The sequence below is a fragment of the Xanthomonas translucens pv. undulosa genome (genome assembly GCF_017301775.1).
In the GTDB taxonomy this organism is placed as follows: Bacteria; Pseudomonadota; Gammaproteobacteria; order Xanthomonadales; family Xanthomonadaceae; genus Xanthomonas_A; species Xanthomonas_A translucens.
In genome coordinates this window covers 114117-129023 of sequence record NZ_CP063993.1, presented here as the reverse complement: position 1 = coordinate 129023, position 14907 = coordinate 114117, and the positions used below count along the sequence as shown (strand labels likewise).

Here is a 14907-nt window from a genome sequence, read left to right as displayed (position 1 = left end):
GCAGGGGGCATATCGAACGGGGTCATGCAATCACCGTGGTGCCAGGAGGAACAGGCGCAGTGGCCGTCGATGGAGGAGTGCTGTCGCACACGCTGGATACCCACCACTGCGCCAGGGTCTGGCTATGCGGTTTGGCGAGCACGGTCATATGGTTGCCGGGTCCTTGCCAGGGACGCAGCTCGGCGGCGTAGGCAGCCCATGCCTGGCGCAGCCGCAGCCGCAGCCGCAGCTGCAGCTGCTCGGCAGCGTGTTGCTCGGGCTGCAGCCGGGTATCGTCGACCAGGACCAGATGCAAGGTGCCTGGGTAGGGCCTGGCGGGGATGTAGGCAGTACGGCAGCAATGCGCGAAGGTGGTCAGACTGCCGCGCAGCGAATCGGGCCGCGAGCGTGGCGGCATCAGGCCATGCTCGACCATGAGTCGATGCAAAGCCTGGATCAGCGCCTCCTGGTCGAGGCGGTGCAGGGTCTGGCGGTCGATGCCCAAGGGAGCATGCAGGCGCAGCTGCAAGGCATCGATAAAGTCGTCCACGATGGTGTCGCGGCTGCAGTCCTGCGGGCCGCCGGCCTGGCTCGGGGGGGCGGTGTCGATCAGGGTCAGACTGCTGGCCGGTCGGCCGAGCGCATGCAGACGTAGCGCCATCTCGTACGCCACCCAGCCGCCGAACGAATGGCCGATCAGGTGCAGCGGCGCAGCGTTGGTCGCGATGGCGGGCAAGGCGTCGAGATAGCGCTGCGCGGCCAGTTCGACCGAGCCGAATGGCAACTGGCAGCCATCGGTGCCGCGCGGCTGCATGCCGATGACGTTGCAGGCCTCGCCGAGGGCGCTGCTCAGATCGACGAAGCCGGTCACGCTATCGCCCGCGCCTGGAACACAAACCACGGAGCGCTGCAGTCGTGCCTTGGCGGTGCATAGCGGTAGCGCGGGCTGGTAAAGCACCGATACGGACTTGGCATCATCACTGCCAAGCGCGCACGCAACGGATTGGCCGAGTGCGGCGATATGCTCGGCTTCGATCAGCGTGATGTGGCTGCCTGCTACTGGGATCCGCTCGATTTGCGTCGCTGGCAACAGCCGTTGCCAACCATAGGCATCGGTTGCCGGTTGGGGCTCGACGGCCTGGAACAGATACAGTCGGCACGTCGTCGGCAGGGGGTGGGACAGGAACGTCGGCCACAGTCGGTTGAAGGTGGTACTGGTGACCGAGATGCGTAGCAGGTCTTCGATCGTGGTTTGCTCTTCGGCCGCCAATTGCGCCAGCGTTGGATCGCTTTCGCAGGCGTGGAGCATGTCCTGATAGGTGCCGTCGCGGATGCGATCCAGCAGTGCATTCAACCCGGCCTGGACGTCACTGCGCGCTCGATACGAGCGATGGCGCATCGCTCCTTCGAGCTGGCGGACCAGGGCGTTGCCGATGGCCTGTTCGAGCGCGTCGGTTTGCGGTGGTGCCGATGGCAGATCGCAATCGAGCAATCCCACGAAGGGCACGGACTGGTCATGCATGCCCAGGTGCTGGGCAATGGCATAAGCCAGCAGGCCGCCGGAGGAGTAGCCGAGCAGGCGATAAGGGCCCTGCGGTTGCACTTGCTGGATCAGCTCGACCATCTGCGCGGCCAGCGCTTCCAGCGAGGCCGGTAACGGGTCCGGCCAGGGCAGGGCATAGACAGGAATGTTCGGATCGATGTGTGCCGCCAGCTCGAAGGCATAGGCGATATCGCCCGTGCCGGTCGGCACCACAAACAACGGCGGACGTGTGCCATGGCGACGGACAGCGAGGGCACGACTGCCCAGGACATGCGTGCCGCCGAGCAGACATTCGGCCTGCATACACAAGGTGGGATGCGCGTACAGCAGATTCAGGGTCAGCGGCAGACCGAGGCGATTGGCGGCGATCATCAGTCGCATCGCCGATAGCGAGTGACCGCCCAGCTCGAAGAAGTGATCGTCGCGGCCGATGGGCTGCGGCCCCAGCACGCTGGCCCACAGCTTGGCCAGGCTGCGCTCGATTTCATTGGCCGGCGCAATGTAGCCGTGGCACACCGTCATGGCGGCGTCGGGTACCGGCAAGGCGCGTCGATCGAGTTTGCCGTTGGAGGTCAGCGGCAGGCTGTCCAGCTGCATGTAGGTCGCTGGAACCATCACATCGGGCAGACGCGCGGCCAGTTGGGTACGCAAGGTATCGGCACCGACGGCGTCATCGTCGCCCACGACATAGGCGACCAGGCGTGTATCGCCGGGCAGATCGTCGCGCGCCACGACCGCCGCCTCGCGCACGCCAATGCAGCCGCGCAAGGCGATTTCGATCTCGCTCAGTTCGATGCGCACGCCACGCAGCTTGACCTGGTCGTCGTTGCGACCGAGGTAGTCCAGCACGCCCTCGGGGCGCCAGCGCGCCAGATCGCCGGTGCGGTACATGCGTTGACCGGGTTGCTCGGCGAAGGGGTCGGGGACAAAGCGTTCGGCGGTCAGATCGGGCCGGCCCAGATAGCCGCGTGCGAGTTGCACGCCGGCGATCTGCAGTTCGCCAGGCACGCCGATCGGAGCCAGGCGGCCATGCGCATCCAGCACCTGCAGGCGGGTATTGGCGATGGGCCTGCCGATCGGCACGGTGGCATCGTCGGCACCGGTGTATTCCCAGGCACTGACGCCTACTGCCGCTTCGGTCGGGCCATACAGGTTGTACAAGCGGGCCTGCGGAAAGCGTTCACGCACCGCGTGAGCCAGATCCACCGATAGCGCTTCGCCGCCACAGAAGAACCGCTGCAGGTTGGTGCAACGCTGGTCGGGCAGTGCTTCGAGAAAGACCCGCAGCATCGAGGGCACGAACTGCACGCTGTCGATGCCGGCCTGCTCGATCAGCGCGATCAGGTAGGCCGGGTCTCTGTGGCCGCCAGGTCGGGCCAGGACCAGGCGCGCTCCCACGCGCAGCGTCCAGAAGATCTCCCACACCGACACATCGAAGCTGATCGGGGTCTTCTGCAACAAGCTGTGCTCTGGCCGCAGCCCCAGTGTCTGCTGCATCCATCCCAGCCGGTTGTCGATGCCGGCATGGGTGTTGATGGCGCCCTTGGGCTGTCCGGTGGAGCCGGAGGTGTAGAGGACATAGGCCGGGTGTTGCGGCAACAAGGTCGGCACCGCCGGCGTCTGCGTGGGAGCGGCGCGCCATGCAGGCGGGTCCGCGTCCAGCAGCACGCAGTGCAGGTCATCGCGCTGGCCCAACAGCGCGGCGGTGTCGCGGTGCGCAAGCAGCGCACACGGCTGTGCATCGGCGAGCATGCCGGTCAGGCGCGCGGGCGGCAGATCCGGGTCCAGCGGCAGATAGGCGCCGCCGGCTTTTAGCGTGGCCAGCAGCGCCACGACCAGGTCGATGCCGCGCGGCAGGCACACGGCCACGTACCTGTCCGGGCCGACGCCCAGCGCGATCAGGTGGTGAGCGAGCTGGTTGGCGCGGGCCTCGAGCGCAGCGTAGCTGAGCTCCTCCTGGCCTTCCACCAAGGCGATGGCGTGTGGTGTGCGTTGTGCTTGCACTTCGATCTGGCGGTGCAGGTAGCCGGTGCCGGCCAGATCGATGGCGTTGGCGTTGAAGTGCTGCAGCTCCGCGCGTTCGTTCTCCGGCAGTAGTTCCAGGGCGTGCAGTGCGGTGTCCGGCGCCTGCTCCAGCGCCTGGACCAGGGCCTGCACGGTCTGCAGCAGCATCGCCGCGATACGTTCGGCGCCGATCTGCTCTACACAATGCACGCCCAACGAGAAGCCAGCGTCCTCGGTATGGTCGTTGACCGACACCACCAGTGGATAGTGGGTGCGTTCCTGGCCGCCGAGCTGCTCTACCGCGCGCAGAGGATCGTGCTGGGGCAGGGTGTCGTCGGTGATGACGGTGCTGCCGCCTGCGTAGCGATAGTTGAGCAAGGCATTCAGCAGCGGCAGGGCGGGATCCACATCGCTGCAGCGCTGGGCCAGCGCGAGCGGTGCATGTTCGTGATGCAGCAACTGGGCTAGGCACAGCTGGGTATGACGCACGGCCTGCAGCACGCTATGGTGCGCGCCGCCCAGGCGAATCGGCAAGGTGTTGAGGAACATGCCAAGCACACGATCCACGCCAGCACTGGCATGCATGCGTCCGAATAGCAAGGTGGCGAACACCGCCTCGTCGCGGCCGCTGATCCGCGCCAGCAGCAGCGCGTAGGCCAAGTGGAACAGACTGGCGGCGCTGACGCCGCGTCGACGCGCTTGGCTGCGCAGCGCATGGGCAAGTGCTGCGGGCAGCGGCAAGTAGACCTGTTGCAGCGAGGCGGGATCCTGTACCGGAGCGAAGACCCCGAACGCAGTGGTGGGCGTGTCGATGCCGGCGAGCATTTCGGTGAAGAAGGCCTGGTGTTCCTGCTCGGAAATTCCGCCGTGGGCATGGGCGATAAAGTCGCGGAACGGAAGGGGCGCTGGCAGATGCCGCTGCTGTCCGCTCAGATGTGCCTGTACCTCCTCGATGACCAACTCCAGCGTGGTGTGGTCCATCACCAGGTGATGGTGTTGCAGGCCGAGCAGCCAGCGTTCGGAGGCCGGGTCGTGGGCCAGATGCGCCTGGATCAACGGAGCCCGCTGCGGGCTGGGTGCGGCGGTGGGGGTGTGCATCCAGGCCTGCAAGTCGGCGGCCGGATCGGCTCCGTCAAAGCGATGCACACGGCGAGCGAGCGTGGCCTTGCGCCAGACGACTTGCAGTGGCGCGCGCAGGCCTTGCCAGACAAAGCCGGTGCGCAAGCTATCGTGGCGGGCGATGACCTGGTCGAGCGCATCGAGGAAGGCATCGAGCTGTTCGCGCGCCGGGAAGCCGAGTACGGACGAGTGCAGATAGGGATCGGCGAGTGGATCGGCCAGGTGGTGGAACAACAGGCCTTCCTGCAACGGCGCCAGCGGATAGATGTCTTGCACATTGGCCACGCCGCCCTCGACGCTGGCGACGACCGCATCGATCTCCGGCTGGGTCAGCGCGACCAGCGGCAGCAGGTCCGGGGTGATGCGGGTGCAATCGGGACCGATGCGGTTGGGCGGCACCACGAGGGTGGATGCGGTCTGCAGATTGGCGGCCAGGCCCCCGAGCGTGGGCTGGGCGAACAAGGCCCGTACATCGACCTGCCAGCCGAGCCGACGCAGGCGTTCGATCAGTTTGACCGCCAGCAGCGAGTGGCCGCCGAGGGCGAAGAAGTCGTCGTGGCGTCCGACCTGTTCGACGCCGAGCAGCTCGCTCCACAGCGTGGCCAGCACCTGTTCGAGGTCGCCTTGCGGGGCGACATAGGCCTGCAGATCCAGCGCCTGAGCATCGGGCGCGGGCAAGGCGGCGCGATCGAGCTTGCCGTTGGGGGTCAGCGGCAGCGCCTCGAGTTGCACGTAGGCGGCCGGCAGCATGTGGTCGGGAAGGTGCTTGGCAAGTTGGAGACGCAGCGTTGCCGGGTCCGCAGGTGTGGCCTCCTGATCGGCGACCACATAAGCGACCAGGCGTTTGTCACCAGTGTGTTCGCGGGCGACAACCACCGCTTCTTTTACGCCATCGCAGCCGCGCAAGGCCGCTTCGATCTCGCCGGGCTCGATGCGGAAGCCGCGGATCTTGACCTGCGCATCGTTGCGGCCAAGGAAATCCAGGCTTCCATCGGCCAGCCAGCGGGCCAAGTCGCCGGTCCTGTACATGCGCTCACCGGCCTGCTCTGCGAACGGATCGGGCACGAAGCGTTCGGCGGTCAGGTCGGGGCGATGCAGATAGCCCTGCGCCAGCTGCGCACCGGCCAGATGCAGTTCGCCGGCCACGCCGATTGGCGTCGGTTGGCCGTGGCGATCGAGCACATAGAGCCGGGTATTGGCCAGCGGCCGGCCGATCGGCACACGCTGCTGTGGATCGGGCGCATGCTGCAACGCCAGCGCGGTGACGAACTGGGTGCTCTCGGTCGGACCATAGGTCTGCAGCACGCTGGCTTGGCCGCCAGCGTCAAATACCTTGGCCATGGCGTGCGGATCGGCGACATCGCCACCGGTGAGCAACAGACGCAGTGCACCCAATTGCGTGGCCAGCAGCGGCGCGTAGGCGCGCAATACGCCAGCGACCAAGATCAGCACCGACAAGCGTTCGCGCTCCAGCAACGCGCCCAGGGCCTGCGGATCGCGCATGACCGGCGCAGGAACGACGACGACCGTGGCGCCATTGAGCAGGCTTCCCCAGACCTCCAGCGTGGCCGAGTCGAAGGCGGGATTGGACGCGAAGGCGACCCGGTCGCTGTCCAGCAAGCGCGCCGCCCCGTCCTGCAGGACGAGATTGAGCACGGCGCCATGCGACACCACCACACCCTTGGGCGTGCCGGTGGAGCCGGAGGTGTACATCACGTAGGCCGCAGCCGTGGCGGGCACGCTGATCGCCGGCGGCGTTGTCACGTCGTCGCCGTCGAGGTCGTCAAGATCACCGATCGTCAGGCACGCCACCTGCGCAGGCGCCAGCGCGCTGTCGGCGTCGTGGATCAGTACAGCGGCCTGCGCATCGGCGATCAGCGCGAGCAGGCGTTCTGTGGGGTGCGCCTCGTCCAGCGGCACATAGGCCGCTCCGCACTTGAGCACGGCGAGTTGCGCGACGATCAGGTCGATCGAGCGTGGTAGGGCGATCGCCACGCGCGCACCAGCGCGCAGGCCCACACCGAGCAAACGCTGCGCCAGCCGGTTGGCCTGCGTATCGAGCGCGGCATAGCTGACGCAGCGTTGGTCCGATACCACCGCGATGGCGTCGGGCGTGCGGCGTGCCTGTGTCTCGAACAGGTGGTGCAGCGCCTGCTCGGGCACGGAGGCGATCGCGCCGGTGCCGAAGTCGGCCAACAAGTGCTGCCGCTGTGGCGCGTCGAGCCAAGGCAATTGCGAGACGCGGATGTCGTCGTCGCGCGTCAGCGCCTGCAGCAGCTGCTCGAAGCCGCGCCACCAGCGTTGGATCGTGCTCGCATCGAACAGCGCGGTGGCATAGCCCAGCGTGCCGACGATGCAGGCATCGCGCTCTTCCAGGGTCAGGTCCAGATCGAACTTGAGCACGGCCAGCGGCTGCGGTACCGACTGCAGCTGCAGTCCGGGCAGCTCGAGGTTGCTCTCGCTGGCGGTGGCGCTTTGCCAGGTGAACATGGCCTGGAACACCGGGTGATGGGCCAGGTTGCGTGCGGGGTTGAGCGCGGCAATGAGCTGCTCGAACGGCAGGTCCTGATGCTGCTGAGCCGTCAGTGCGGTGGCACGCACCTGGGCAAGCAACTCGGCGACAGAAGGATCGGCGCGCAGATCGATGCACAACGCCTGGGTGTTGACGAACAGGCCGATCAGCGGCTCCAGTTCGCTGCGGGTGCGGTTGGCGACCGGTGTGCCGATGACCACCTGATCCTGGCCAGCCAGGCGCGCCAGCAGCACGCCCCAGGCGGCGAGCAAGGTCATGAACACAGTGGTGCCGTGGCGCTGGCTCAGAGACTTCAGCGCCGCAGTCAGCTCGGCATCGAAGGCGAACCCCACTGCATCGCCGCGATGGTCCTGCAGCGGCGGGCGGGGCCGATCGGTGGGCAGCTCCAGCAGCGCTGGCGCGTCGTGCAAGTGCTCGACCCAGACGTCGCGCTGACGTTGCAGCACCTCGCCCTCGAGCCAGCGGCGCTGCCAGACGGCGACGTCGGCGTACTGTAACTGCAGCGCCGGCAAGGGATCGGGCTGGCCTTGCGCAAAGGCGGCATAGAGCGTGCTCAGTTCGCGCACCAGCAGGCCCATGGACCAGCCATCGCAGACCAGGTGGTGCAGGGTGATGAGCAGCACATGGTCATCGTCGGCCAGGCACAGCAAGCGGCCGCGTACCAGGGTTTCGTGGTCCAGATCGAAGGGTGTGTCGGCTTCCTGGTCGGCCAGTGATCGGACCTGTGCGTCCGGATCGGGGTGAGTGCTGAGATCGTGTTCGGACAGCGGGAAACCAATGCTATCGGCGTCGATGCGCTGTACCGGTTCGTCGTTGTGCAGGGCGATACGGGTGCGCAAGATCTCATGGCGGGCGACGATGCGGTCCAAGGCCTGGCGCAGGGCGTGGCGATCCAGGCGGCCGCGCAGACGCAGGCCGTTGGGCATCAGGTAGGCCAGCGCGGCCTGGGCATCGAGCCGGGCCAGGAACCACAGCCGCTGCTGGGCGAAGGACAGCGGCAGCGGTGCGCTGCGGTCGGCCGGCACGATGGTCGGCAGCCTGCTGGCGGCGGCGCTGGCCACGCAGCGGGCCAGGGCATGCAGTTGCGGATGGTTGAACACGTCCCCGATCTGAAGTTCCACGCCCAGAGAGCTGCGCACCCGCGAGATCAGTTGCACGGCCAGCAACGAGTGGCCGCCGAGAGCGAAGAAGTCGTCATCGCGCCGCAGCTGCGGCAGGCCGAGCAGTTCGCACCACACCGTGGCCAATGCCTGTTCGACCGCGCCCTGCGGCTGCTGTGCGTCGCCGATTGCATCGGCGATGGAGCGAGGCGGTATCGGCAATGCACTGCGGTCCAGCTTGCCGCTTGGTGTCAGCGGCAAGGCATCCCTGCACACATAGGCAGCCGGCAGCATGTAGTCCGGCAGGCGCGCACGCAGGTGTTCGCGCACTGCCTCGGTGTCGATCCGTTCGGCCACGACGTAAGCCACCAGGCGTGGTTCGCCCATGTCGTCTTCGCGCGCCAGCACCAGCGCATCGTCGATACCTCCGCAGGCCAGCAACGCCGCTTCGATCTCACCCGGTTCGATGCGGAAGCCGCGCAGTTTGACTTGGCGGTCGGTGCGGCCGAGGAAGCCCAAGCTGCCGTCGGCACGCCAGCAGGCCAGATCGCCGGTCTTGTACATGCGCTGGCCGGGTTGGTCGGCGAACGGGTCGGGGACGAAGCGTTCGGCAGTCAGGTCGGGACGACCCAGATAGCCGCGCGCCAGCGCCGCGCCAGCCAGATGCAGCTCGCCGCGCGCGCCGATCGGCAGCGGTTGAGCGTGGCGATCGAGCACATGCGCCTGGGTGCCGGCGAGCGGACGGCCAATGCCGGTCGGGGTGTCGGCGCCGACGGATTGGGTAGTTGCCACCACCACGGCTTCGGTCGGGCCGTAGGTATCCAGCAACGGCGTGCGGGTGCCCTGGACCCAGGTCTGGCGCATAGTCGGGGTCAGTGCTTCACCGCCGACAATCACCTGGCGCACGCCGTCGGGGATCTGCAGCGACTGCGCGCACAGCTGCGCCCAGAAGCGGGTCGGCAGATCGACCAAGGTGATACCGGCCTGCGCGCACTTCGGCCAGAACTGCTCGGTGTCCAGCCAGGTGTCGTCGCGCAGCACCAGGCTGGCGCCGCTGCACAGGGCGCCGAAGAGTTCCTCGACCGAAGCGTCGAAGGCCAGTGTGGCGAATTGCAGCACGCGGTCCTGCGGGCCCAGCCCATAGGTGGCGATCAAGGCATGCAGGCGCGTGGCCAGGCCCTGGTGGGAGACCATCACGCCCTTGGGCTGGCCGCTGGAGCCGGAGGTGTAGATCACATAGGCCAGCTGCTGCGGATGCAGCCCCGGCACCAACGGGTTGTCCGACGGTGCCGCGGACCACGCCTCGGCGTCGGCATCGATGCGCAGCAGCACCGCGTCGATGGCGTCAGGCAGGCGGGCCAGGCACGCCGCGTCGGCGATCAGCACGCGCGGCGCGCTGTCGGCGAGCATGCACTGCAGACGCTCGCGCGGATAGGCCGCGTCCAGCGGCACGTAGGCGCCGCCGGCCTTGAGCACGGCCAGGATCGCGACGATGGCGTCCACGCCACGTTGCATGCACAGCGCCACACGCACGTCCGCGGCCACGCCGAGTGCGATCAGATGGTGCGCCAGGCGGTTGGCGCGCAGGTTCAGGCCGGCATAGTCGAGGCTGCCTGTCGCGTCCTGCACGGCGATCGCCTCGGGCCGCTGTGCGGCCTGCCGTTCCAGCAGGCGATGCACCGGCATCGCGTCCACGACGCCGCCAGCAGTGTCGTTGCACTGGCGCAGTTGCGCATGGTCGGCCGCGCTCAGCAACGGCAGGCGCGCGACCGGTGTGTGCGCGTCGGCCACCATCGCCCGCAGCGTGGCGATGAACAGGGCGACATGGCGTTCGATGCTGCTGCGCTCGAACAGTGCGGTGGCGTAGCCGAGGCTGCCGACCAGCACATCGCCGTGCTCGGCCATGGCGATTTCCAGGTCGAACTGCACGGTCTGCATCGGCAGCGCCACTGGCTGCAGGGTCAGGCCGGGCAGTGCCAGGTGGCCTTCCGGCGCGTTCTGCCAGGCAAACATGACCTGGAACAGCGGGCTATGCGCGGTACTGCGCACCGGCTTGAGCGCCTCGACGATCTGTTCGAAGGGCAGGTGCTGGTGCGCCTGCGCCGCGAGCGTGGTCGCACGCACCTGGCTGAGCAGACGGGCGGTATCGGGTGCCTGACGCAGGTCGATCTGCAGGGCCAGCGAATTGACGAACAGGCCGATCACCGGCTCCAGCTCGGTGCGATCGCGTCCGGCGATCGGGGTCCCGATCACCACCTGGTCCTGACCGGACAAGCGCGACAACAGCACCGCCCAGCCGGCCAGCAGGGTCATGAACAGCGTGGTGCCGTGGCGCTGGCTCAAGCCGCGCAGCGCGGCAGTGAGATCGGCATCCACGGTGACCTCGACCGTGTCGCCGCTGTAGTCCTGCAGCGCAGGACGGGGGCGCTCGGTCGGCAGCTCCAACAGCGGCGGGGCGTCGTGCAGTTGTTCAATCCAGAAGTCGCGCTGGCGTTGCAGCACCTCGCCGCTGATCCAGCGGCGTTGCCACACGGCGATATCGGCGTACTGCAGTGGCAGCGGTGGCAGCGGATCGGGCTGGCCCTGGGCGAAGGCGGTGTACAGGGTGCTCAGTTCGCGCACCAGCAGACCCATCGACCAGCCATCGGAAACCAGATGGTGCAGGGTGACGAGTAGGACATGGTCGTCCTCGCCCAAGCGCAGCAGTTGGCCGCGTGCCAGGGTGTCGTGAGCCAGATCGAAGGGGGTCTGGGTTTCCTGTTCGGCGTGGATCTGTGCCTGGGCTTCTGGATCGGGAGAGATGCTTAGGTCGTGTTCGCAGAGCCGGAAGCCGACGTCGGCGGCGTCGATGATCTGCACCGGCTCGTTCTGGTGCAGGCCGATGCGGGTACGCAAGGTGGCGTGGCGAGCAACGATGCGGTCCAGTGCATGACGTAGGGCCTGGCGATCCAATTTGCCGCGCAGGCGCAGGCCGTTGGGCATCAGATAGGCGAGCTCGGCCTGGGGATCGAGCTGCGCCAGGAACCACAGCCGTTGCTGGGCGAAGGACAGCGGCAGCGGGGCAGTGCGCGGTGTCGGGACGATCGGTGGCAGCGTCTGCGGCGCCGCGTTGGCGAGCACGGTCGCTAGCGCCGCCACCCGAGGATGGGCGAAGACCTCGGCCAGGGGGAGCTCCACGCCCAGCCGCTCGCGCAGGCGCGAGATCAATTGCACCGCCAGCAGCGAGTGCCCGCCGAGGGCAAAGAAGTCGTCGTTGCGGCCGACCTGCTCGACGCCGAGCAGCTCGCTCCACAGCGTGGCCAGGACGTGTTCGAGTTCGCCCTGCGGGGCGACATAGGCCTGCAGATCCAGTGCCTGAGCGTCCGGCGCCGGCAGGGCGGCGCGATCTAGCTTGCCGTTGGGCGTCAGCGGCAGCGCGTCCAACTGCACGTAGGCCGCGGGCAGCATATGGTCGGGCAGGCGCGCGGCGAGTTGGATACGCAGTGCGGCCAGATCCACGGCCGACGTGTCGCCGGCCAGATAGGCGACCAGGCGCTTGTCGCCGGTGTCGTCGCGCGCCACGACAACCGCCTCGCGCACACCGTCGCAGCCGCGCAAAGCCGCTTCGATCTCGCCCGGCTCGACGCGGAAGCCGCGGATCTTGACCTGCGCATCGTTGCGGCCAAGGAAGTCCAGACTTCCATCGGCCAGCCAGCGGGCCAGGTCGCCGGTCCTGTACATGCGCTCGCCGGGTTGCTTGGCGAACGGATCGGGCACGAAGCGTTCGGCGGTCAGGTCGGGGCGATGCAGATAGCCCTGCGCCAACTGCGCACCGGAGATATACAGCTCGCCGGCGACGCCGATCGGGACCGGCTGACCGTGACGATCGAGCACGTAGGCGCGGCTGCCCGGCAACGGTCGTCCGAGCGGAATCCGCGTGGCGTCCGAGGCCAGTGTCGCGACCGGGTGGACCACGCTGAAAGCGGTGGTCTCGGTCGGGCCATAGCAATGCAGCAGCCGTTGCGGCGCGGCCTGGGCCAGGAGCGCGGCGACGCTGCCGGCATCGACGCTGTCGCCGCCAGTGAGCAGGCAGCGCAACGTCGGCAGCAATGCGCGCAGGGCCTGCCAATAGCCAGGCAACAGGCCGGCGGTCAGATGCAGGATGCTGACCCCGGCAGCCGTCAGGTGCCGGCTCAACGCGCGTGGATCGAGCAGGGTCTGCTGATCGACGACGACGATGGCCGCGCCATGCAACAGCGTGGCCCATATCTCGAACGTGCTGGCATCGAAGGCGGGATTGGCGAGGAAGGCGACCCGGTCCTGCGGTTGCAACGGCGCATGCTGCTGGCTGAGCGCGAACGCCAGCACGGCGGCATGCGAGACGGCCACGCCTTTCGGGGTGCCGGTGGAGCCGGAGGTGTAGACGACATAGGCGACGCTGCCGGGCATGATGCCGACCTGCGGCGCAATGGTTTCTTCAGCGAGCGCCGCGAACTCCAGTTCCAGGCGGGGAACGGCCGGGACATCGAGCGGACAGTCGGGAAGACACAGCAGCGCGGCGGCCGCGCAATCGTGCAGCAGTGCGCGCAGGCGCACTTCCGGCTGCGTCTGGTCCAGGACGACATACGCGGCGCCGCACATCAGCACCGCCAGTTCGGCCACGATCAACAGCGCCGAGCGCGGCAACAGCAACGCTACCGGCTGGTCCGGTTGCAATCCGATGCGCCGAAGTCTTTCGGCCAGGCAGGCGGCGCGGCTCCACAGTTCGCAATAGCGAAGCGTGAGCGTGCCGTCGATTACCGCCGTCGCGTCGGGATTGCGCTGGACATGGGTGTGCAAGGCTTCCACGAGCGTGGTGACGGCGGGCAGGGCGACCGTCGTGGCGTTGAAGCCATACAGCACCTGCCGGCGTTGATCGTCCGGTATCCAGGGGAGTTGCTCTACAAACGCATCGTCGTTCGCGGTGATGGCCTGCAGCAGGTGCAGGAACTGCGCCGCATACGCTTGGACCGTGGTGTGATCGAACAGGGATATTGGATATCTGATGACGCCGTCCAGCCCGGCCTCGGACTCCTTCATCGTCAGTATCAGGTCGAACGCGCACATGTCGGACGCATCCGGCAACGGCTCCAGTCGCAGGCCCGGAGTGTGCTGCGACGGGCTGTCGCGGAAGCCATCCAGGCTGAACAATGTCTGGAACACCGGCGTATGGCTCAGGCTGCGACTGCGTTGCAGCGCTTCGACGACGCGCTCGAACGGCAGCTCCTGGCGATCCTGTGCGTTTAGAACCACGTTGCGGACATGTGCCAGCCACTGCGCCACGGTGGGTGTGCCGGACACCTTGAGACGCAGCGCAAGCGTGTTGATGAAGCAGCCGATCAGCCCTTCCAGATCCGGATGTGTGCGTCCGGCGACCGGCGTGCCGATCACGACGTCATCGGTCGCGCTGATCCGTGCCAGCAGCAGGGCCCAGCAGGCCAGCACGGTCACGAACAGCGAGCAACCATGGCGGCGTGCCAACGCATTCAAGCGTTGCCCCAGTTCCGGCGGCAACAGCAGTTCGACCGCCCTGCCGCGATAGTCCTGGACGGCTGGGCGAGCGCGGTCGGTCGGTAAGGGGAGCAGCGGCGGGGCGCCGGCCAGTTGCTCTGTCCAGAAGCGCAGTTGCGCAGCAAGGGACTCGCCTCGCAACTGCTCGCTCTGCCAGATCGCATAGTCCGCATACTGGATCGGCAATGGCGGTAGCGGATCGGGCAGGTGCCGGGCGTAAGCGTCGTACAAGGCTTCCATCTCGCGCAATAGAACGCCGATCGACCAGCCATCGCAGACGATGTGATGAAAGGTCAGCAGCAAGACGTGTTCCTGCGCCGCCAGGCGCAGCAGGCTTCCGCGCACCGGAGCGCCCAGCTCGAAGTCAAAGGGAAGCGCTGCCTCCTGCTGTGCGATGCGTGCGATCGTGGCCCTGTCGCAGGCGCTCGCGTCTTCATGGACAAGCGGAAAGCGTGTTGCCGGATGGATGCGCTGGCGGATCTGGCCGTTCACTTCGACCAGGCTGGTGCGCAGTATTTCGTGCCGTGCCACGATGCGATCCAGCGCAGCTTGCAACGCATGGATGTCCAACTCGCCGATCAGACGGACGCCGTTGGCGATGTGGTAGGTGATCGACGCCTGCGGATCCAGCCGGGCGAGCAGCCACATGCGTTTTTGCACGAACGAGGCAGGAAGGGTCTTTGCAGACTTATCCATGAGGGACGGGATCCTTGAGCAGGCGTGACCAGCACCGGAGGGTGCGCCTGGCAGTACGTGGCGGAAGACGCGGCACTTGGCGATCGCGTCGTAACAGGATCATCGACATCGGGCGTTGCACGTACCTGACCCAACTTGCGGTTGCGTAGATCGGTTTTGTAGTGCTTTTGGCAAGTACGCACTTGACTGGCAGTGACTGCGGTTTGTCTTTGGCGGTCGTGTCTGCGCCAACCGCGCAACGACTTCGCCTTGCCGCCAACGCGGCGTTCGCCCCGCAGCGCCGATGCACGGTGTCGCGTGCGCGCCATGTCCAGTGACGCTGACAGGCAACTGATCGGCGCACACGAGCAAGTACACAGACAGGGCCTCGACCACCATGCTTTGCATCGCTGTCGCCCTGATCG

Annotated in this window: 1 protein-coding gene; it reads right to left on the bottom strand. The window is 67.3% G+C overall.

Going from position 1 to position 14907, the window contains the following annotated elements:
- Positions 1-22: 22 nt before the first annotated feature.
- Positions 23-14503 (bottom strand): non-ribosomal peptide synthetase, encoded by a 14481-nt coding sequence (locus ISN38_RS00540; RefSeq protein WP_206712006.1) that lies wholly within the window; start codon positions 14501-14503, stop codon positions 23-25.
- Between the last annotated feature and the right edge of the window lie 404 nt (positions 14504-14907).

Excerpts from the sequence above, each read along its gene's own strand:
- ISN38_RS00540 (WP_206712006.1), bottom strand. The coding sequence starts at position 14,503 with ATGGATAAGTCTGCAAAGACCCTTCCTGCCTCGTTCGTGCAAAAACGC.